The sequence below is a fragment of the Enterococcus sp. CWB-B31 genome (assembly GCF_020567645.1).
GTDB lineage: Bacteria > Bacillota > Bacilli > Lactobacillales > Enterococcaceae > Enterococcus_L.
This window is the reverse complement of record NZ_JAJDJW010000016.1, coordinates 1-21,166: the sequence shown is the minus strand read 5'-3', so window position 1 is coordinate 21,166 and position 21,166 is coordinate 1. Positions and strand designations below refer to the sequence as shown.

The 21,166-nt window shown below is 38.8% G+C and carries 16 protein-coding genes and 1 pseudogene; 1 reads left to right on the top strand and 16 read right to left on the bottom strand.

The window, feature by feature from the left end; translation table 11 throughout:
• Window positions 1-165 precede the first annotated feature (165 nt).
• The 16 genes from LI954_RS12830 to LI954_RS12760 form a co-directional block, all read right to left on the bottom strand.
• Window positions 166-855 (bottom strand): DUF2812 domain-containing protein, encoded by a 690-nt coding sequence (locus LI954_RS12830; protein ID WP_202065979.1) that lies wholly within the window; start codon window positions 853-855, stop codon window positions 166-168.
• The gene (locus tag LI954_RS12825) at window positions 845-1,168 is read right to left on the bottom strand and encodes a PadR family transcriptional regulator (RefSeq protein WP_202065977.1); all 324 of its coding nucleotides are present in this window, start codon (window positions 1,166-1,168) and stop codon (window positions 845-847) included. Before LI954_RS12825 ends, LI954_RS12830 begins: the two co-directional genes overlap by 11 nt.
• A gap of 98 nt (window positions 1,169-1,266) precedes the next feature.
• A complete protein-coding gene (locus tag LI954_RS12820; RefSeq protein ID WP_229444664.1) occupies window positions 1,267-1,728 on the bottom strand; it encodes a DUF6442 family protein in 462 nt (153 codons plus the stop codon).
• On the bottom strand, window positions 1,725-1,934 hold the full coding sequence (locus LI954_RS12815; RefSeq protein ID WP_202065964.1) for a helix-turn-helix transcriptional regulator: 210 nt from the start codon (window positions 1,932-1,934) through the stop codon (window positions 1,725-1,727). Before LI954_RS12815 ends, LI954_RS12820 begins: the two co-directional genes overlap by 4 nt.
• A 786-nt stretch (window positions 1,935-2,720) precedes the next feature.
• Window positions 2,721-4,514, bottom strand: a complete 1,794-nt coding sequence (gene uvrC / locus LI954_RS12810; RefSeq protein WP_229444663.1) for an excinuclease ABC subunit UvrC — start codon at window positions 4,512-4,514, stop codon at window positions 2,721-2,723.
• A gap of 212 nt (window positions 4,515-4,726) precedes the next feature.
• On the bottom strand, window positions 4,727-5,038 hold the full coding sequence (trxA, locus tag LI954_RS12805) for a thioredoxin (RefSeq protein WP_202065958.1): 312 nt from the start codon (window positions 5,036-5,038) through the stop codon (window positions 4,727-4,729).
• A 225-nt stretch (window positions 5,039-5,263) separates the two neighbouring features.
• Window positions 5,264-7,630, bottom strand: a complete 2,367-nt coding sequence (locus LI954_RS12800) for an endonuclease MutS2 (protein ID WP_229444662.1) — start codon at window positions 7,628-7,630, stop codon at window positions 5,264-5,266.
• A gap of 105 nt (window positions 7,631-7,735) precedes the next feature.
• A complete protein-coding gene (locus LI954_RS12795) occupies window positions 7,736-8,284 on the bottom strand; it encodes a CvpA family protein (RefSeq protein ID WP_202065941.1) in 549 nt (182 codons plus the stop codon).
• A gap of 18 nt (window positions 8,285-8,302) precedes the next feature.
• Window positions 8,303-8,755, bottom strand: a complete 453-nt coding sequence (gene zapA / locus LI954_RS12790) for a cell division protein ZapA (protein WP_202065938.1) — start codon at window positions 8,753-8,755, stop codon at window positions 8,303-8,305.
• A gap of 542 nt (window positions 8,756-9,297) precedes the next feature.
• Window positions 9,298-13,650: a PolC-type DNA polymerase III gene (locus LI954_RS12785; RefSeq protein ID WP_229444661.1), complete on the bottom strand. Its 4,353-nt coding sequence runs from the start codon at window positions 13,648-13,650 to the stop codon at window positions 9,298-9,300.
• Window positions 13,651-14,237: 587 nt separating this feature from the next.
• On the bottom strand, window positions 14,238-14,366 hold the full coding sequence (locus LI954_RS16135; RefSeq protein WP_267491498.1) for a hypothetical protein: 129 nt from the start codon (window positions 14,364-14,366) through the stop codon (window positions 14,238-14,240).
• Window positions 14,367-14,629: 263 nt separating this feature from the next.
• Window positions 14,630-16,339 (bottom strand): proline--tRNA ligase, encoded by a 1,710-nt coding sequence (locus tag LI954_RS12780; protein WP_229444660.1) that lies wholly within the window; start codon window positions 16,337-16,339, stop codon window positions 14,630-14,632.
• A 252-nt stretch (window positions 16,340-16,591) separates the two neighbouring features.
• The gene (gene rseP / locus LI954_RS12775) at window positions 16,592-17,851 is read right to left on the bottom strand and encodes an RIP metalloprotease RseP (protein ID WP_229444659.1); all 1,260 of its coding nucleotides are present in this window, start codon (window positions 17,849-17,851) and stop codon (window positions 16,592-16,594) included.
• The gene (locus LI954_RS12770) at window positions 17,848-19,011 is read right to left on the bottom strand and encodes a 1-deoxy-D-xylulose-5-phosphate reductoisomerase (RefSeq protein ID WP_229444658.1); all 1,164 of its coding nucleotides are present in this window, start codon (window positions 19,009-19,011) and stop codon (window positions 17,848-17,850) included. The genes rseP and LI954_RS12770 overlap by 4 nt, the downstream gene beginning before the upstream one ends.
• Window positions 19,012-19,068: 57 nt before the next feature.
• Entirely contained in the window at window positions 19,069-19,869 is an 801-nt protein-coding gene (locus LI954_RS12765) for a phosphatidate cytidylyltransferase (RefSeq protein WP_202065895.1), read from the bottom strand.
• Complete coding sequence (locus LI954_RS12760) at window positions 19,866-20,669, bottom strand: isoprenyl transferase (RefSeq protein WP_229440925.1); 804 nt, start codon at window positions 20,667-20,669, stop codon at window positions 19,866-19,868. The genes LI954_RS12765 and LI954_RS12760 overlap by 4 nt, the downstream gene beginning before the upstream one ends.
• A 285-nt stretch (window positions 20,670-20,954) precedes the next feature.
• Here LI954_RS12760 and LI954_RS12755 point away from each other — a divergent pair.
• Window positions 20,955-21,166 (top strand): annotated as a pseudogene (locus LI954_RS12755) (IS30 family transposase); the annotation flags it as partial.

Here is a 21,166-nt window from a genome sequence, read left to right as displayed (position 1 = left end):
CGTATTGACCGTGCTTCACTTCATGAATCTTTGTTGTGATTTATCAAACAGCCAGGTTAGCTGAGATAAACTAAATGAAAAACTAAAATTTTTTTGGCATTCTGCTGATAGCAGCTTCCTTTCGAAAATCTTTCAAAACAACAAACCTTCATCCTATTCTCCTCTTTAAGCAATATCTCCAAACATAAAGCTTAAAATCATACCAACGATTGCTCCGAAAAACATCAAAATAATTAAATCCCGCCAGAGCCGCTGCCGTTTTGCAAAAATCTCCGGCCTATTGAAAAATTTCTTCCGATCTTTATAAAAAAGCATTGAAAACAATATATTTAACAAGACTGAAAACGGCAAAACAGTAAAAATAGTCCCGAAGAAAAAAAGCAAGGCTCGTGAAATAATATACAAAATACCGTGACTGCTGTCAGACTGTCTGGTTAAATAAGTAATAAAATAGATCAACAAACCTATTGGAACATACGTTAGACTTGATTTAAAGTTCCAAAGCCATTCCTGCCGCATTCGGACAGAATAACTGTCTTCATCAGAATAAATCGTTAACGCAGATGGCTCTGCCTGAAAATAATAATACTTTTTCTTGTAGTCGGCAACATATTCCCAGCCTGCTTCTTCATAAATAGTCAAGTACTCGTCAAGCTCTTCTTTACTGCCTGAAAAGAAATCTACTGAAAACTTTTTATCCTCAATTTCACCTTTTTCAAACACGAGAAATCCCAAAGAATTAAGCTTTATGAAATGCCAGCCATGCTTGAGCTGCTCTTTCAGCAGTTCCATTTCCTTTTCGGGATAAAAAGCAACGCCTCTGGAAAATACATAATTTTTATCCTTAATGATCATTTTTTCTACTCCTTTTTTCAGTTAATAATGACTCTCCAACCTGATAAAGAAGCTTTCTTCGATTGATATCCTTCTCAAGGATCTTTAATCCCTGTTCAGAAATCAAATAGATTTTCTTTCGTTCTGCATTTTCCTCTAATGTAATCCAACCACTTTTCTGAAGCTTTTTTAAAATAGTATACATACTTGCAGGACCAATTGTGACTTTCCCCTCTGTCAGTTCATTAACCTGCTTCATAATTGCATATCCATGCTGCGGCTCAAGCAAAGCTAATAAAATCAAGTAGCTTGAATCTGTTAGCATCTCATCCATTGAGTTTCCCTCACTATATCGTGTTTAGATATATCATCCAACGATATATCGCTTAACGATATAATAACGAACTGCTGTTTATTTGTCAATCCATGATCTTACATTTTTTTCTGATAAACGATATGACAGATAAGATAGATGATCAGGAAGACGCAGCTTATCATCGCTAAAAGTATGCTATAGGTCAGGTTGAAAAAAGCTGTAACAATTGTTGAAACTGCCAGCAAAAACATCAGTATACTTGCAGCTGCTGCCAAGGCGCGATTATTTATTTCCTGATTTCGCTCGTCATATTCTTCTCGTTTATTTTTTTCCATTTTTTGTTTGTTTTGCATCATCAAATTATTCTTTACATAAAAAATAATACCAACAGAAAGCAGACCAACCCCCATTCCTTTTATAAATGAAGCCCGCTGACTCTGTTCGTTTAAAATAAAAAGTGCAATGACCTCCAAAGCAATGCCGACTGCTATCATAGTCAGAAATAATAATCTTCTTCTTTTTAATGCAATAGTGTAATTCTTTGAAGAGGTTGAGTTAATAATTTTTTTGAGTATCATATGTTTTCTTCCTCCAAATCAAATATAAAGATATCCTCAATTGTCTGTCCAAAATACTGCGCCAGTTTATGTGCTAATACCAAAGAAGCTTTATACCGGCCATTTTCCAGTGAAATAATTGTCTGCCTAGTTACATCAACTGCTTCAGCTAATTCATTTTGAGTGACTTTCCTTTCTTTTCTCAGTTTCTGGATATTGTTTTGCACAAAATTCCTCCTTCAAAAAAGTCTAGCTTGCTTTACAAAAATAGTATAGCTGACTTTACAAAGAAAGTAAAGCGAGCTATACAAAATAATGAATGAAAAAATAAGCTTGAATCAAACTTGCTTTTTTCATAAACTTTATATAGTAAGAAAATCTGATGCCATAATAGACAATAGTATAAAAAGGGCTACATCTTAAATTTATCTTGGAAAAATAACTAGTGTCTTGTCCTAAGATTAATCACCTGTATATATCCCCTATGATTCGAATATTAACAAAGGTTTATCAACATAAAATAGAGAAGATAAATATCTGGACATAACACTAGTGCTCTGACCAAATTAAAACTAAGTGGTACTCCTAATCCAAGAAACGTGCAGCCAGCACGGGAGCAACTCGGCAGAAAATGTTGATTTCATCCCTAACTGGAGCCAAACTAGCTGTAAAGTCGTACACTATTTAACTGAGCTCGCTTCTTCCAAGGAATACTTATTGAAGCTACGCATATCATTTCACTAGAAGAGCTTACACCAGTGAAACTGACAATTCCCCAGTTGCTTTTGAGGTTGCTCGTTCTTGTCATTGAAGCATGCACGTTAACATTTTCTATCTTTGTATATCAGTTATAACCAATCATTTTAATGTAGAAAGTGAGCAAATTCAGAGCACAACAACTTAAATTCTATAGAAAAAATTCAACCTGTTTTCCTGTAAAAAAAATCCCACACAGTGAACCTATCTGCCAGCTATTTCCAGCTGCACATACGTACACCGTGTAGAACTTCCACTTACTCTTTCAACTTCTCTTCTTCTTGATGCAGGTGATTATAGACATTTTGAGCCACATTTTTAGGCAATCCGGCAGCTTTTAAATCATCCAGAGTTGCAGCAGTAATATTTTTTAATGACTTAAACTGACGCAAAAGCTCCTTTTTTCTCTTCGGACCCAACCCTTCAATATCATCCAGTTTTGAAGCAAAACTGTTTTTACTTCTCAGTTGGCGGTGGAAAGTTATCGCAAAGCGGTGAACTTCATCCTGAATCCGCTGCAGCAGAAAAAACTCCTGAGAATTTCTCTCCAATGGAACCACCGAAAGCTCTGGTCCAAACAACAGCTCACTTGTTTTATGTCTGTCGTTTTTAGCCAGACCAGCAATTGGTATGTCCAAACCCAGCTGGTTGGCAAGTACTTCTCTTGCTGCATCCACTTGACCTTTTCCTCCGTCAATCACTATCAGATCTGGGAAAGGCAATCCTTCTTTAAGTACACGAGAATAACGGCGGTAGATGACTTCTCTCATAGAGGCATAATCATCCGGTCCCTTCACCGTTTTTATTTTATATTTTCGATATTCTTTTTTGTCCGGTTTCCCATCAATAAAGACAACCATTGCTGAAACAGGGTCCGTTCCCATAATATTGGAGTTATCAAACGCTTCTATTCGAACAGGTGTAGGAATATTCATTGCATTACCCAAGCGTTCCGCAGCCCCAATTGTTCGTTCCTGTTTTCGGACAATCAGATCAAATTTTTCCTGTAGTGCAACAGCAGCATTTTTCCCAGCCAGTCTAACCAGCTTTTTCTTTTCTCCACGTTGCGGCTGTACAACAGTGGTTGAAAGCAGTGCTTCTACACTTTCCTTATCAATGTTGTCAGGAATCAGCACTTCTTTTGGAATAAAGTGTTCGTTTTCCTGATAAAACTGTCCAATGAATGTTAGAAAATCTTCTTCCGCTTCATTGTAAAATGGAAAAATGGATACATCTCTTTCGATCAGTTTTCCCTGTCTCACAAAGAATACCTGTACACACATCCACCCCTTGTCTACTGCGTACCCGAAGACATCCCGATCCACTAAATCGACATTAGTCATTTTCTGACGAGTCATCACTGTCTCAATGGACTTAATTAAATCACGGTATTCTGCTGCCTTTTCAAATTCCATCGCTTCTGCTGCCTGACCCATTTTTTCTTCGAGTTCCTTTTCAATTTCCGGATAACCGCCGTTCAAAAAACGTCGAATCTCTCCTACCATTTCAGTATATTTTTCTTTTGGTATATCAAAAACACAAGGTGCCAAGCATTGACCCATATGATAATAAAGACAAACTTCTTTAGGCAGCACCCGACATTTTCTTAATGGAAACAGCCGATCCAGCAAACGTTTGGTATCATTTGCTGCTTTCACGTCTGGATAAGGACCAAAATAAAGTGCTTTGTCTTTCAGGACTTTTCTGGTAATCAGCAGTCGTGGATAGGATTCATTAGTTATTTTTATGAAAGGGTAACTTTTATCATCCTTCAACATGATATTATATTTCGGATCATTTTTGTGAATCAGATTGATTTCCAGCAAAAGCGCCTCAATATTTGATTCAGTAACAATATATTCAAAGTCTTCAATTTCGCTGACAAGTCGTTCAGTTTTTGTATCATGACTTCCTGTAAAGTAAGAACGGACACGGTTTTTAAGAATTTTTGCTTTTCCAACATAAATAACTGTACCGTTTTTATCCTTCATAAGATAGCAGCCAGGCTGATCAGGAAGCAGTGCTAATTTATTTGCAATTCTTTCATTCAAGAAGATTTCCTCCCCCTTTTTACCTGTAGTATTATAACACGAAGTCGGTAAATACGCGACAAGATACGAATGAATGTTCTTATATTGAATAAAGCAATTGGTGAATTCAACTACCCTCCAGATCGAATTGAAATTCACAATAAAAAATGAGCTATTCCTCTCATACAAAGAAGAATACCTCAAGATTTCATTTTTTCATAAACAGCAGATAATTAAAGATACTTGCCCACTACGTCAGCCAGTTGCTCTTTTGAATGAACGCCTACCAGTCGTTCAACGACTTCGCCGTCTTTTTTCAGCATTAACGTTGGAATACTTAAAATACCGAAAGAACCCGGTGTTTCCGGATTTTCATCTACATCCATTTTCACAATTTTTAATTCATCTTCATAATCTGCAGCTAACTGGTCCAAAATTGGTGCCTGCATACGGCAAGGGCCGCACCATTCAGCCCAAAAATCAATAAGAACCAAGCCGTCAGCCGTTTCTGCTGCAAATGTTTTATCTGTAATTGCTTCAGTCATCTTTTATTCCTCCTACTTCTAAATACAAATTTATTATAGCATTTTAGGATTCGATAGACCATCATTTTGCTTATCATTAGTAAGAGATGATCAATAAGCTAGGGTGCTTAATAAAATATTTATGGCTAATTAACAGCGGTGATTTCTTCAAGAGATATATTGATTTTTCACAAACATGATGCAAAAATCCTTTTTGTATAAATAAACTTCTGCTACTACACAGCTCTATTTGAATTTAACGATGGTCGCTCCGTTTCCGCCTTGATTCCCCGGAGCAAATTCAAAGCCCTGAACACTGCGGTGATTCTTCAAATAATCAGTTATTCCGGTTCTTAAAGCCCCAGTACCTTTTCCGTGTACGATTGTGACCTGCGGATATCCTGCCAATATGGCGGCATCCAAATACCGATCGACTTCCTCCAGTGCTTCTTCATATCGTTTGCCTCGAAGGTCCAGCTGATTAGGAACATGACTTGATTCGACAGAGCGTATAGTGGTCATTTTCTGAACCGGTTCCTTTTCTTTCCCAACGAGTGTCATGTCTTCCTCACTTACAGCCATTTTCAGAATCCCCAGTTGAACCTGCCAGGTATCTGTTCCTGTTTTTTTCAAGAGTACTCCTCGTTGTCCATACGTATTGACAATCACTTCGTCTCCAGCTTTCAGCTGTTTCTGCTCTCTCGCTTTCTTCAGCACCTTGTTCTGTTTCAGGTGCCCCTCTTCCTGATGAAGATTAGACAATTTCGTTTTTGCATCGATCAATTGATGTTCTTTCACACCACCCTGATTTCCTCCTGCAAGCTGAAGTTTACGAATATCAGAAATGATTTTTTCAGCTTCTTCCTGTGCCTCGCTTACCAGCTTGTTTGCTTCTTTACGTGCTTTCGCCATTTCCTTTTCACGTTCATCAAGAAAATAATTGTAAGCTTCTTTCAAGTCTTTAAACAGACCCTGAGACTCATCCACGAAATGCCGAACTTCCAGATACTCGGTTTCGGCCATTTTTCTGCGATTTTCCAAATCTGCAATCATTTCATTCAAGTCTTGACTTTCACCGTCCATAATTTGTTTTGCTTCATTGATAATCACTTCCTCAAGACCCAGTCTTCTTGAAATTTCAAATGCATTGCTTCGTCCCGGAACACCAATAAGCAAACGATAAGTCGGACTCAAGGTATCCACATCAAATTCCATACTTGCGTTAATCGTTTTCGCTCGATTATAGCCGTACACCTTAAGCTCAGGATAATGGGTAGTTGCCACAACATATGCACTTTTGCTTCCTAAAGCATCCAGTATCGAAATAGCCAAGGCAGCTCCTTCCTGCGGATCGGTTCCAGCTCCCAGCTCATCAAACAGCACCAGAGAATTGCTGTCCACTTTTTTTAGAACATCTACAATGGTTGTCATATGAGAAGAAAACGTACTTAAACTTTGTTCGATGGACTGTTCATCCCCAATATCCGCAAAAACTTCCTTAAAGATTCCAATGACACTTTCTTCCTCTGCAGGTATCGGCAAACCAGACTGTCCCATCAGCTGCAGCAATCCCAACGTTTTTAATGTAATTGTTTTTCCACCCGTATTTGGTCCTGTAATGACGATTGCCTGATAATCCTCGCCTAAAGCAATGTCATTCGCAACAGCCATGTCCGGGTCCAACAGCGGATGACGTGCCTGTTTTAAGAAGATGTGATTTTCAAGACTCAGTTCAGGAACAATCGCTTTCAGCTCTTTCCCAAGTCGTGCCTTCGCATTAATGAAATCAAATTTTCCTATTACGTATGCATTATGGATAATTTCCTGCTGGTAAGGGACCAATTCTGCAGACAGCTCTGAAAGGATACGTTCAATCTCATTTCGTTCTGCAATCTGATGCTGGCGCAGCCGATTGTTCAATTCCACAATCTGCTTTGGTTCGATAAATAATGTTTGCCCCGAAGAACTTTGATCATGCACAACGCCGCCAAATATACCTCGGTATTCCTGCTTTACCGGAATAACATAACGTTCATTTCTCATTGTGACAATTGCATCACTCAGATAACGGGCATTCTTCCCCCGTACAATACCGTCCAGCTGTTCCCGGATAGTCTGTTCACTGCGTCGAATATTATTTCGAATAATTCTCAGCTCAGGTGAAGCTTCATCCTGAACCTGACCGTCTTCTGCAATTGATACTCGCAATTTTCTGCTGAGCTCAGGGATAGTCACCAACTGATCAAGCCATTCATAAATTCGAAGCAGCTCGATTTCGCTGTCTTTTAAATCTTCAAAAAAGCGAATTACTTCATTTACCGTGGAAAGCACCCGACCAATTTGAGCCAGTTCAAGACCATTCAAATCAGCACCGATTTCAATTCGTTTCATATGCGGTCTGATATTCTCAAGTTTTGGAATCGGGATTCCTCCCCGCAAGCGCTGAACTTTATAGCCGTCTTCAGTTTCATTCAGCCAGGATTGTATCACTTGACTATCGTCACTGGGAACCAGTTTCTCCACTTCATCTTTTCCCTGTGCCGTAACGAGATACTCTGCCATCTGCTGCTTCACTTTATCAAAGTTTAGCGTTGTTAATATTTTTTCGTTCAATTTTTTCACCTACTCTTCTTTTTTCTTCATTATCAGTACAAAAAAAGCTGAAACAAAGAACCTAACGGACATTGTCTCAACCTCTCATTAAAATTCCAGCTTGTGTTAACCGATCATTTGTTTTACCCAGAGATCATAAATCTGCTTGGAAAATATCGGTGTGTCATTTACCATAAATCTTGCCAGCCCACTGTTTTCAAACTGATTCTGTATGATATCCATGGGAATCATCGCCAGGGCATTTAAAATTAGAAATAAGCCTATATACAGTACAACCGTGCTCAAAATTCCGCCGGCTATCCAATCTGCCTGTTTTAGTATGGGCAAAAACGTCAGTCCATGAGCAAAAATTGCAATAAAACGAACGATCAGCCAGCCAATAAATAGAATGATCAAAAAGGCAATTGCTCCATAAAATGCCTTATCCAGCTCAAACACAATTTCCTGATTAAATAATACCAGCTTTGTTTCTTCCGATGCCGAAGGATACGGGATATACAGTTCAAGATGTGAAGCCAGTTCTTTATAATTGCTCTTCGCTACCAAATACGAGATAGAATAGCCCACACTATATAATATTTGTAAAACAAATCCTCGCTTAGCTCCAGTATAAAAGCCGACTGCTAAAATGAAAAGTATCAGTAATGTTAACATCCTGCCATCCTTTCAAGATTAATTTTCCTGATTTTCTTGAGTTCCTTTGTTCTGAATCTGCTGTTTACGGTTTTCATTAAGAATCTGCTGAGCTTCCATATGATTATGAATTTCAACATCCTCCTTGCCATTTTTCTTCAGAACTCCCTTTGCCTCTGCTTCAATGGCTTCAATGCGCTTAATTCTATTTTCAAGCTCCGTAACTCTAATCGTACGGCGTTTCAGCTCTTCCACTTCATGTCTTAATTTAAGCACCTCTTCCTGTTTCTTCAATTGATCGGAAACAGCATTCACTGCCAACAGGACAGAGGCCTGTTCAGTGTTGGTTTGAGGAGACATATGCTTAATTTCTGCAAGTTGTTCATTTACGATTCTGGTGACCATATCCATATGTTTTTTACTTTCCTGCCCAATGATTGTATACGTATGATTTGCTATCACGGCTTTATATCTTGTTTTCTCTTTTGCCATGTTTTTCCCCTCCTGTACTAACCCATAACCCACATTATACCATGAATCACCGCTAAAAGTTATTTCCGATGAATAATCCTATATCATTATATGCTAGTTATTGGAAAAATTAAAGGTTTAAGCCAATTATTCTTATGTGCTTTAAAGAGAATTAAAACACTTTCTTTCCTAATGAGCAATATCCTCAATAGATGTCATACAAAAAGTTTCATTTACTCTTTTGTTTTCCATTTAAGTTCTAAAATAATAACAGGAAATAAATGAACCCATGCCAGAAAAAATATACCATTATTAGATAAAATATGCTAATGTATGCTCCATATTCTTTGGAATTAATTATCATTTGATTTTAACGGATTGGTTGCAGTAAATCAGTAACGTGAACGAATAAACTGGTATTTCATTTTTGCTGTATACCACCTTTTAGTTCCACCCTTATCACCTTGCTGCCTGCTTGCTTCTCTTATCAAATCAATTCTAAAAAAAAACAAAGATGCTTTGAGTCGAGCTCGCAGCATCTTCGGTTTTTCATTAATCCTTTCTTACAGCATATCAAACAGAGACAGCTGGTTCTCATCAGGTAAATCCTTTAGAACACCATTTTCATTCATATATTCAATCAGCGTTTTAGATACCTTTCCTCTGGTCGCCAGGTCTTCTTTAGAAAGAAACGGTTCTTCTCTTGCTTCGACAATTGACTTCGCCACATTCATACCCAAACTTGGTACTGCGCGGAATGGCGCAATCAGCGTGTTCCCGTCGATAACAAAATTTTCTGCATCAGATTTGTATAAATCTATCATACTGAAATTATAGCCCCGTTCAATCATCTCATTGGCAAGCTCCAGCACCGTTAGGAGATTTTTCTCTTTCGTTGAAGCTTCCAGACCTTTATCCTGAATTTCCTTCATTCGTGCTTTAACGGCATCCTTTCCCTGTGACATAGCCACAAGATCAAAATCATCTGCACGAACTGAAAAATAGGCACAATAATACAAGATTGGGAAGTAGACCTTAAAATAGGCTACCCGCAAGGCCATCAATACATAAGCAGCTGCATGGGCTTTCGGGAACATGTATTTGATTTTTGAACAGGAATCAATGTACCATTCAGGAACATTGTTTTCACGCATCGCCTTTAGATACGTATCCCGTAAGTCATCCGGAATTTTATTCCACTGCCCTTTACGCACTGTTTCCATTATTTTAAAGGCCATACCGTCATCCAAGCCGGCATGAATCAAATACACCATGATATCGTCCCGACAGCCGATAACCTCTGCCAGAGTGGCTTCACCCTTACGAATCAGCTCTTCCGCATTTCCCAACCATACATCAGTTCCGTGAGAAAGTCCGGAAATCTGCAACAGCTCCGCAAATGTTGATGGATGTGTCTCTTCCAGCATTCCACGGACAAAACGAGTTCCAAACTCTGGAATTCCCAAAGTACCTGTTTTCGAGAATATCTGATCCGGCTCAACGCCTAAAACATTCGTCCCTTCAAAAATCCTCATCACTTCCGGATCATCTGTTGGAATTGTTTTAGGATCAATTCCAGATAAATCCTGAAGCATTCTAATTACAGTCGGATCATCATGTCCCAGTATATCCAGTTTTAATACATTGTCATGAATAGAATGGAAATCAAAGTGAGTGGTTTTCCATTCTGCATTTTGATCATCAGCCGGAAACTGAATCGGCGTAAAATCATATACATCCATATAATCCGGGATAACAATAATCCCGCCTGGATGCTGTCCGGTTGTCCGTTTAACTCCAGTTGATCCTTTTGCCAGCCGATCAATTTCTGCTCCGCGAAAATTCAAATTGTGATCCCGCTCATAACCTTTCACATAGCCATAGGCTGTTTTATCTGCTACCGTACCTATTGTACCTGCACGGTAAACATACTCTTCTCCAAAGAGAATTTTTGTATAACCATGGGCTTCTGCCTGATAATCTCCTGAAAAGTTCAAGTCAATATCGGGCACCTTGTCTCCATGGAAACCAAGGAATGTTTCAAATGGAATATCATGACCATCTTTAAATAGTCTGGCTCCGCATTCAGGACATTTTTTTTCCGGCATATCATATCCGGAACCATAGGACCCGTCTTCAAAAAATTCAGAGTACTTGCAATTTGGACAATGATAATGAGGTGCTAATGGATTAACCTCTGTAATCCCTGTCATTGTGGCCACAAAGCTGGACCCAACTGAACCCCGTGATCCTACAAGATAGCCATCCTCCATACTCTTGTGAACCAGTTTTTGAGAGATCAGATAGATTACTGAGAAGCCGTTCCCAATAATACTGTCCAGTTCTTTTTTTAAACGTTTTTCCACGATATCCGGTAATGGGTCTCCATAAAGTTCTTTCGCTCTAGAATAACTTAAATTCCTGATTTCATCCTCAGAGCCCGGAATTTTGGGTGTATATAAGTCATCCTTAACCGGTGTAATTTCTTCACACATATCAGCAATTGCGTTGGTATTCTCCACAACAATTTTTTTTGCGGTGTCTTCTCCAAGAAAGTTGAAAGCTGTTAGCATTTCATCCGTAGTTCTAAAATGAACTAACGGCAGACTATGACGATTTAACGGGTTTGCGCCTCCCATTGAGCCAATCAGAATTTTACGATAGACACTGTCTTCCTCATTCAGATAATGAACATTTCCTGTAGCTACTACAGGGATATTCAACTCGTCACCGATTTTAACAAGATTCGAGATAATTTCTTCCAAATCTGCTTCACTTTTAACCAGCTCTTGTTCAAGTAAAGGCGCATAGACAGCCTTGGGCATTACTTCGATGTAGTCGTAAAATTTTGCCCGGTTCTTTGCTTCTTCCACCCCTTTTTGCATCATTGCTTCAAAAATTTCGCCGCTTGAGCATGCCGACCCAATAATCAGCCCTTCTCTCAGTTTATTCAGCTGAGAACGTGGAATTCTCGGAATACGGAAAAAGTAATTCACATTTGACATAGAAATTAATTTAAATAAATTTTTCAGTCCAGCTTGTGTAGCAGCCAGAATTGTTGCATGGAAAGGACGCGCTCGTTTATAAGAATCACCCTCACCAATGTGCATGTTCAGCTCATCGTGATAGTGCATATTATGATTTTCTTTTGCATCTTTCAAGAAAATCCAGCAAAGATGTCCCGTTGATTCTGAATCATAAATCGCCCGGTGATGCTGTTCAAGATTGACACCAAATTTTTTGGACAGCGTATTTAATCGGTGACTCTTAAAAGTTGGATGTAAATAACGAGACAGTTCAAGTGTATCAATGACGGGATTATCTGCTTCCGGAATACCATATTTGCCGTAGCTTGTATTTAAGAAGCCCATATCAAATGAAGCGTTGTGGGCAACAAGAATCGTCCCTTCCGCAAATTCTTTAAATAACCGGAGTACTTCTTCTTCCGATTTAGAACCGCGAACCATTTCATCCGTAATCCCGGTTAAATTAATGGTTGTTTGTGACAAGGGATGTCCGGGATCAATGAATTGTTCAAATGTATCAATAATATTTCCTTTATGCATCTTGACAGCTGCCAACTCGATAATGGTATCATAAACAGCTGATAAACCAGTAGTTTCCACGTCAAACACAACATAGGTGGCATCCGTTAACTCAATATGTGCCTCGTTATAGGCAATTGGAACGCCATCATCAACAATGTTCGCTTCCACACCATAAAGAATTTTTACTCCGGCCTTTTTCCCTGCACTATGCGCATCCGGGAAAGACTGAGCTCCTCCATGATCTGTAATCGCAATTGCCTTATGCCCCCACTTGCCTGCCTGAGCAACCAGATCGCCAATATTATTGGTAGCATCCATTGTACTCATGTTGCTGTGAAGATGCAGCTCAACTCGTTTTTCCCCTTCAGGTGCATAATCTTTTCTGGCCTCGTGGCTGACTTCCATCAAGTCCTGAGCATTCATAACTAAATCACGCATAAAAGTATCTTCCTGGATACTCCCCCTGACGCGAATCCAGCTGTTATTCCTTATTGCTTCGAAAATCTGTTCATCTTTCTCACCATTTGAGAATTTCTTTACAATAAATGACGAAGTATAATCAGTAATCTTCAGGATTAAAATTTTTCGTTTTGAACGAAGCTCTCGGATTTCTTTATCAAAGATATAACCTTCAATCGTGACCCGGCGTTCTTCCTCTAAAATATTTCCCATTGGTATAATCACTTCATCATTGGGTATATTTCTTCCCAGCTTCACCGGTCCGTCCAATGCTCCGACAGCATTTTGCTTTTCTTTTTTACGCTGCTCATGTTTTACAAGAGACTCAGCTGCCTGTTGCTGAAACGCTTCAGCCTGTTCCTGTTTCCGCTCTTCAAAAAGCTTCAGTACACGTTCTGCCTGCTGCTGATCCATTTTAGGCTCAATATGAAATTTTTTAAACCCGTATTGTGTATATAAATTTTCAATGATTGGTAAATACTGCTGTTTCAAATAAGATATCACTGCTTCATTATCAACAGGTAAAATCACTCTTTGATCTTGAATAACAGGTGTTTGATTTTTTACGACACGTTGAACAAGCGGAGAATCACATTGATAATTTAACAAAGCGAGCTGCCAATAATCAGTCAGCTGCTCTTCTGAATAGCTTCCGCCGTTTAATGTCTGAAAGCTGACTGAAACACCGGCAATCTGTTGAAATGCCAGTTCAATATGCTGTATGAATGACTGATAAAGCATAACCGGCAAAATCTCAGGGATTTCCAAATGAAATTCCCATACACGGCTTTTTTGATGAACAACAACTTTTTTTATTTTTCCCTCTTGAAGAATAGGGTGTTCTCTTTCTGAATCTTCCAGTTGAATCTGATCCAACAACTTGATGAATAATTCTTTTTCCTGCTCCAAAAAATGAACCTCCTCTAACTTACTTGACTGCCATTCCTTTATTTAATTAAAAGCAAATGACCTTTATCATTCTAAATAATGAAATGAACCAAATTTCCTTTTTGTTCCAGACTGTCCTGTCTGAAAACAAAAAAAGCACACTTGATTCATAAAATAATAGGTTAAATTTTGTCTGTACTGTACAGTCCTGATCATTCTTAAGTATACTATTATTTCTCCTGAAACACAACGAAGTACATGATTTGAATTTACCCATTATTCACTAAAAATCCTATTATATCAGTAGTTACAGAAGCTGTTTCCTAAACAAATAGAATGTGCTTCGAAATACTGTTCGTTCAATGATTCTCTGTATTAGTTCCTAAAATTTGGGGTAAATTCAAAAGTGCATGGACAGCTGCCAGTGAAAATAGAAGATTCTTTCACTTGATCCAAGATCGTTTAATAGGTGGTTTAGCTGTTTGGTCAATGAGTATAAATACATTCCTTATTGAAACTTCGGCTGTTCGGAGAAGGTGCAGGAGCATGTAGTCTGTCTAGGGGCTTTTCTACATAAAATTCCTATTTTTTTATGCAGAGCTGCTTTTTTATAATTTATTTTGTTTGTTAATCCAGTGAGCCGACACAGCCATCCCTGCACGGGTTGTATTACTTTGGTCTATTGAATTCACCCCAACAAAATCATGAATCATTCCCTGAAATTGGATTTGTGTCATATCAGCTCCAGATCACTTAAATAACAGACCTGTTCTTCTCCTTCAGCTCTTAAAGTATCTGCTCTGCCATTTAGAATCATTGCTGCTGGGGGACCTTCCAAAACTTTTATTTTCTTATCACTTTTTAAATAAAAGTAGTGGAACTTACTGAATTTCAAATTAAGAAAAAAGAAAAGGCTCTGTGACATTAATATGTCCAGAACCCTTAAACCCGAATAAACGGCTTTGTTGCGACCTCTTCAAGTCTATATTCTTCAGTTATTTCATTGATCGGTATTCAATAAAATTGACAATGTGTTTTCCAGTTCTTCTTTACGAACTTCCAGCATCTCGCCGGTTTTCTTAATTTTCACTTCCACTACACCGTCTACTGCTTTTTTACCAACTGTAATTCTGATCGGACACCCAATTAAATCTGCATCAGCGAACTTAACTCCGGCACGTTCATTTCGATCATCAAGCAATACTTCATAGCCGGCCTGATTCATCATTTCATCTACTTCTTGAGCCAGCTTGCTCTGGTACTCATCTTTAATGTTCATTTGAACAACATGTAAATCAAATGGAGCAATTCCTTTCGGCCAGTTGATTCCTTCTTCATTCGCATTTTGTTCAACAATCGCTGAAAGCAGACGGCTGACGCCAATTCCATAACAGCCCATAATAACTGGGATCTCTCTGCCGTTTTCGTCCAATACATTAGCATTCATCGATTCGCTGTAACGAGTCCCCAGCTTAAAGATATGACCAATTTCAATTCCTTTGGTAAAGGCCAGTACTCCGTTTCCGTCAGGTGAAGGGTCTCCTTCCTGAACAAACCGTAAATCGATATACTTAATTGGATTAAAATCTCTTTCAGGATTGACATTTTTATAATGGTAACCAGTTTCGTTGGCGCCGGCTACTGCATTGCCCAAGTCCTGAATACACAGATCCGCAAACAGTTTGACTTCCTCTGACAGCCCAACAGGACCAATTGATCCGAACGCTGCACCAATATATTTTTCAACCTCTTCCTCAGTTGCTTCATCCATGAAATCCACACCCAGAAAGTTTTTCAGTTTTACATCATTTACTTCATGATCGCCCCGAACCAGAACCATGACCGGCTCGCCATCAGCAATAAATAAAAGTGATTTGATGATTTTTTGAGGTTCAATATCAAAAAATTCTGCAACTTCCTGAATAGTTCCAACCTTTGGTGTCGCCTCTTTTTCAAGAACCTGCTGACTCTCATGAGATTTTTTTGGTGTGTAAAGACTTGTTGCCATTTCAAGGTTTGCAGCATAATCACCTTCTGTAGAATAACAAATTGTATCTTCACCAATATCTGAAATAGCCATAAACTCTTTTGAATCTTTTCCTCCCATAGCACCACCGTCTCCGATAATTGCACGGAAATCCAGACCGCAACGTTCAAAAATTGCAGAGTATGCTTTTTCATAGTCTTTGTATGTTTCATCAAGACTATCATAACTGGAATGGAAAGAGTAGCCATCCTTCATAATAAATTCTCTTCCGCGAAGCAGACCAAAACGAGGTCTTTTTTCATCACGGTATTTTGGCTGTATCTGATATAAATTTAAAGGTAATTTTTTATATGAATTTACTTCATTTCTAATCAGTTCAGTAAATGTTTCTTCATGTGTCGGACCTAAAATATAGTCCCTGTCATTCCGATCTTTAAGCCGATACAGATTAGGTCCGTAAGTTTCATATCTTCCCGACTCTTTCCAAAGCTCGGCCGGAAGCAGTGCAGGCATCAGCATTTCCACTGCATCAATTTTTTCAAACTCTTCCCTCATAATCTTTTTCAGCTTTTCCAACACACGATTTGCCAGCGGCAGATACGAATAAAGTCCGGCAGAAACCTGACGAATATAGCCAGCACGCAATAAAATCTGATGGCTTAGAACCTCCGCATCATTTGGCACCTCACGTAAAGTAGGAATTAACATCTTTGACTGTTTCATTAAAAACTCTCCTTTGTCAGACAAGCAAAACCGCTCACTGCACTATTTTCTAATAGATTCAACTCGAAAAAACTACTTTCAGTGAAATATCCATTGTCAATCAGTCAGCAGCCTGTTACGCTTAACTACTAAATTTATTCAACTTATATATTAAAGAGCCTGACACCAGAATGGCTGTTCCAGAGCTCTTTTCTTTTGCGAAACCAACAAATTTCCCCACAAATCCAATTCACAGTAAATTGTTCTTTTTTTTTAGAAAAAGAACCGTTGAATATCATTCCAAGTGACTAAAATCATCAACAGCATGATAAAACCTACACCGATCAGTGTCAGAATCATCTCTTTTTCCTGACTAAGCGGTTTGCCTCTGACACCCTCAAAAATATTCAGTACAAGCTTACCGCCATCTAAAGCAGGAATCGGCAACAGATTTACGATACCGAGATTTACTGAAAGCATTGCCATCAGCCAAATCACTGTATCAACACCAGATTTGGATGCTTCAGAGGAAAGCTGGAACATCATAACCGGTCCACCCAGTTTATTAATGTTAAAGTTTGTAAACATTGAACCCAGTGTTTGGAAAATCGTTGTTGAATTGTTGATTGTTTCAGTCAGTCCGCCCAACAATTTATCTCCCAAGCTGTCTTTCTTCGGAACTGCAATACCAATTTTCCCTGCCCCTGAGCTGTCCTCCTCAGGAGTTACCATAATTGTCTGAGTTTCATTCCCTCTCTTTACTTCAAATTCAAGAGGCTTTTCAGGATTTTCCTGAACAATAGTTATCAAGCTTTGCCAGTCTGCTATTTTTTCTCCATCAATAAACAGGACCTCATCATTTTCTTTTAAACCAGCCTCAGAAGCAACACCATCCGGAAGTACTTCACCTAAACGATTCGTATCCGTAACAGTCACTCCGCCATTCATGAATACCCAAATGGTAAAAAGTACAATCGCCAACAGGAAATTATTCATTGGTCCGGCAAAATTAGTCAGCATTCTTTGGCTTAGCTTTGCAGACTGAAACTGGACATCTTCCGGTGCGATTCGAATTTCCACCCCGTTCGGCTCAATGATGTTTGCATCGTGATCCACAGTGTAAACCACTTCCTGCGACTCATCACCATTTTCATACCCTTTGATAAACAGCTCCTTTTCCAAATCGTACTCCAGCAATTCAATTGGAATACTGTTTGGCAGCTGAACTTTTTTACTGGTATTGATTTTGACAACTTTGTTCTCTTCATTAACCACCAGGGAGAGCATCATCCCGGGTTTAAGCTCCAGATCATCTTCTTCAGCTCCAGCCATTCGAACATAGCCGCCTACAGGTAAAATACGCAACGTATACGTTGTTCCGTCTTTTCCCTGATGAGAAAAAATCTTGGGTCCCATTCCAATTGCAAATTCACGAACTAAAATACCTGCCCGCTTTGCAAAAAAGAAATGTCCGAATTCGTGCACAATGACAAGAATCCCAAAGACAAGAATAAATGTAATAATTGTTTTCATAAATTTCCTTCTTCCTCTATCCATCTTTCTACATTGTTTCGTGTTTCTTTATCAATTTTGATTACATCATCTAAAGTTATTATCTGTTGTTCTATATGATTATCCACCGCTTTGATAATGAACACTTCAATTTGAAGATAAGAAATCTTCCCTGAAATAAAAGCCGCCACCGCCACCTCATTCGCTGCATTATACACTGTAGGATAGCCTCCGCCCAGTTTTCCAACTTTATACGCCAATTTCAGCATGGGGAAGCGTTCATAATCCATTGGTGCAAAATGTAATGCCCCCATTGTTGCCAAATCAAATGGCTTTTCATTTTTCATCGGCAGCCGCTCCGGATAAGTCAATGCATACTGAATCGGTTCTCTCATATCACTCGGACCGAGCTGAGCCAGATAAGCGCCGTCCCGAAATACAATCATTGAATGGACTGTACTTTCTCTATGTAAAACAACTTTTATTTTATCATAAGTCATATTAAATAACCAATGCGCTTCAATGACCTCAAGCCCTTTGTTCACCATTGTGGAAGAATCAATTGTTATTTTTTCTCCCATTGCCCAATTAGGATGATTCAGTGCCTGTTCCAATGTAACTTCTTTTAACTCTTCTCTGGATAATTCGCGAAAACTTCCGCCTGATGCTGTAATAACAATTTCTTTTACATTATTACAGGGCTGATTTCCTTCCAGACATTGAAAAATTGCTGAATGCTCACTGTCAACAGGAAGGATAGACACGCCTTTTCTTACTGCGGCTGCCATGACCCATTCACCAGCCATCACCAGTGTTTCTTTATTTGCTAAGGCAATATCTTTTCCTGCTTCGATCGCAGCCAGTGTAGGGCGAAGACCAATACTTCCGGAGACTGCGGTTAGAACAACATCTACTTCTGGAAGTTCTGCTGCTTCAATCATTCCTGCTTCACCGATACCGAAACGTACTGCAGGATATTCTTTTTCAAGCTGCTCTTTCATTTCAACTGTACCGACACCTACATACACAGGCTGCAGCTGTTCAATCAGCTGACGGCCTTTATCAATATTGGAATGAAAGGTTAATGAAATAATTTGAAATCGCTCAGAATAAGCGTTGACTACCTCAATTGTACTTGCTCCTATAGAACCTGTAGCTCCTAATAATGAAATTTTTTTCATGGTAATAAAGAAAAACTCTGAATGGTCAGAGTTTTTATACCTTCCCTTCCCTTATTCTTAAAACAAACCAAATAGATGCATAACAGGAAAAACAAACAACAAACTATCAAATCGATCCAAAATGCCGCCGTGTCCCGGAAGTATTTTCCCGGAATCCTTCACATCGTAATGTCTCTTAATTGATGATTCTACAAGATCTCCAAACTGTCCGACAATAGAAAAAATGACTGTTAGTACCAGCATGACAGGCAAGCTGTAGGTAAAAGCTTCTTTCCCCGGAACAAGTGCGATATAAACACCGCCAACTGCCACTGCCGACAAAATACCGCCGATTGATCCCTCAATTGTTTTATTCGGAGAAACAGAAGGCAAAAGTTTTCTATTCCCAAATTTTCTTCCTGCCATATATGCGCCTATGTCTGTTGCCCAAACAACGAAAAGTGCATAAAGTAAAACCACTAAACCTGTCTCTCTTGCAGCTACAAAATTTTGAAATCCTACACCAAGATACAAGCTGGCAATTACCGGAAAACCTGCCTGCGAAATACTGTATGTATTTTTTGAAGCAACCAGTGCGCCCAATAAGATCATAACCATTAAATAAAATAAAATAAAATTATCTGTTTTTTCAGGTAAAAAGAAGAACCAGCGGTCTTTCGGTAAAACCAATACAATCGCAGCTAATGCTGAAAGTATTCCCTCGAAGCTCAGCAGATCAAGACCCTTCATTCTAAATAATTCATAGACACCAACAACTGCTAAAGCTGCAGCTGTAAGCTCTATAGCAATACCGCCATATACAATAATTGGAATAAACAATACCAGTGCCGCAACAGCTGTAATGACCCGTTGTCTCATTTATTTTCCTCCTTATTCTGCGTCAAACCGCCAAAGCGGCGATTTCTATTCTGAAATGAAGCAATTGCAGATTCTAATAAAAAATCATTGAAGTCAGGCCAAAGCGCATCGGTAAAAAAGAACTCACTGTATGCAATCTGCCATAACAGGAAATTACTGATACGTTCTTCTCCGCTTGTTCGGATCAGCAGCTCCGGATCTCGTAGATCTTTGTCCAATATGTTTGTCATTAAATGCTTGGAAATTACTGTTTCATCAATATCCTGAGGAGTGATTTTGCCATCTGCCGCCTCTTTGGCAATTTGCTGAACCGCCGTTACTATTTCTGCCCGTGAGCCATAGTTTAAAGCAAAATTGAGCACCATTCCTGTATTATCTTTTGTCTGTTCAATTGCCCGCTTTACTGCATCCTGTGTATGGGCAGGCAGAAATTCTTTATAGCCCATCACTTCAACTCGGACATTCTCCTCAATCAGCTCAGGTACAAATGTATCAAAAAAGTCCACTGGCAGCTGCATTAGGAAGTTCACTTCTTCAGAAGGTCTTTTCCAGTTCTCTGTAGAAAATGCATACAGGGTCAGGACTTTCACTCCCAAATAACTCGCATGCTTTGTAATTTTTTTGACTGTATTCATCCCTTCTTTATGTCCGGCTATGCGAGGAAGTCTTCTGTTTTGCGCCCATCTTCCATTACCGTCCATGATAATTGCCACATGTTTAGGTATACTGCCGTTTTTATCAAATATATATTCAGATTCTTTCTGTATATACTTATCTTTCTGCGGAAAAAAACGAAACATATTTCTTTTTCCCTCCAATTTTAAAAATCTATCTAGACTATTATAGCAATAACTTTCAGAAAAACCTATGCAAAGATCAAATTTTTCTGTTTTGTTAATAAAATGAAAAGGATCTCCCAGCAAAATATTCATTCCAAGGCATTTACTCCTAAATTCTACGACCTTATAGAACTTTGTTTGTTTTTTTATAGTCGCCGATAGTAAAATTAAGCTAGACAACTAAATAAGTCATTTGTGCTACACTCAAAATAGTTCCGTCCAAAGAATTATAAGGAGTGAAGACAAATGACCTATACTCATCTTACTACAGACGAACTAGTTTTAATAGAATCTTATTTCAATACCCAGCAACCTGTTGTACAAGTTGCTAAACACTTAGGACGTGCTCGTCAAACCATCTATAACGTGTATCATTTTCTAGCAGCTGGACATACTGCGCTCGAATACTACCAACAATACAAGGCGCACAAATCCCGTTGTGGTCGTCGGTCCATTGT

What these genes read in the sequence shown, in the direction of transcription:
- LI954_RS16135 (WP_267491498.1), bottom strand. Translation starts at nt 14,366, where the DNA reads ATGACACAAATCCAATTTCAGGGAATGATTCATGATTTTGTTGGGGTG.
- LI954_RS12760 (WP_229440925.1), bottom strand. Translation starts at nt 20,669, where the DNA reads ATGTTTCGTTTTTTTCCGCAGAAAGATAAGTATATACAGAAAGAATCT.
- LI954_RS12795 (WP_202065941.1), bottom strand. Translation starts at nt 8,284, where the DNA reads ATGTTAACATTACTGATACTTTTCATTTTAGCAGTCGGCTTTTATACT.
- LI954_RS12825 (WP_202065977.1), bottom strand. Translation starts at nt 1,168, where the DNA reads ATGGATGAGATGCTAACAGATTCAAGCTACTTGATTTTATTAGCTTTG.
- zapA (WP_202065938.1), bottom strand. Translation starts at nt 8,755, where the DNA reads ATGGCAAAAGAGAAAACAAGATATAAAGCCGTGATAGCAAATCATACG.
- LI954_RS12830 (WP_202065979.1), bottom strand. Translation starts at nt 855, where the DNA reads ATGATCATTAAGGATAAAAATTATGTATTTTCCAGAGGCGTTGCTTTT.
- trxA (WP_202065958.1), bottom strand. Translation starts at nt 5,038, where the DNA reads ATGACTGAAGCAATTACAGATAAAACATTTGCAGCAGAAACGGCTGAC.
- LI954_RS12770 (WP_229444658.1), bottom strand. Translation starts at nt 19,011, where the DNA reads ATGAAAAAAATTTCATTATTAGGAGCTACAGGTTCTATAGGAGCAAGT.
- LI954_RS12780 (WP_229444660.1), bottom strand. Translation starts at nt 16,339, where the DNA reads ATGAAACAGTCAAAGATGTTAATTCCTACTTTACGTGAGGTGCCAAAT.
- LI954_RS12765 (WP_202065895.1), bottom strand. Translation starts at nt 19,869, where the DNA reads ATGAGACAACGGGTCATTACAGCTGTTGCGGCACTGGTATTGTTTATT.
- LI954_RS12820 (WP_229444664.1), bottom strand. Translation starts at nt 1,728, where the DNA reads ATGATACTCAAAAAAATTATTAACTCAACCTCTTCAAAGAATTACACT.
- rseP (WP_229444659.1), bottom strand. Translation starts at nt 17,851, where the DNA reads ATGAAAACAATTATTACATTTATTCTTGTCTTTGGGATTCTTGTCATT.